Origin of the sequence: Bartonella sp. AP65SXKL, from assembly GCF_042195725.1 — a bacterium.
In the GTDB taxonomy this organism is placed as follows: domain Bacteria; phylum Pseudomonadota; class Alphaproteobacteria; order Rhizobiales; family Rhizobiaceae; genus Bartonella.
Genome location: NZ_JBHIOW010000118.1, coordinates 328 through 555, shown reverse-complemented (window position 1 = coordinate 555; position 228 = coordinate 328). Strand labels below are relative to the sequence as shown.

Below are 228 nucleotides of genomic sequence, written 5' to 3'. Positions count from 1 at the left end.
TGGTGATACATGAGAAACTTGAACATTCTCCTCCGACAACTGATCATTATTTGATACAAACATACGCCCACCAACAAAACAAATACCAATGGTTAAAGAGATGAGACCAGCGGCAATAGCAGCACCTATCGCAATGCGCTTTTGCACCGAAGACTGATTAGCACGCCGCACAGCTTGAGAAAAAATATGCGAAACAATATGCAGATTATCTATTTGCGAAGTAGAAGC

1 pseudogene is annotated in these 228 nt (G+C 41.7%); it reads right to left on the bottom strand.

The features are described 5' to 3' along the window. Positions 1 to 228 (bottom strand): annotated as a pseudogene (locus tag ACFIMP_RS09965) (hypothetical protein); the annotation flags it as partial.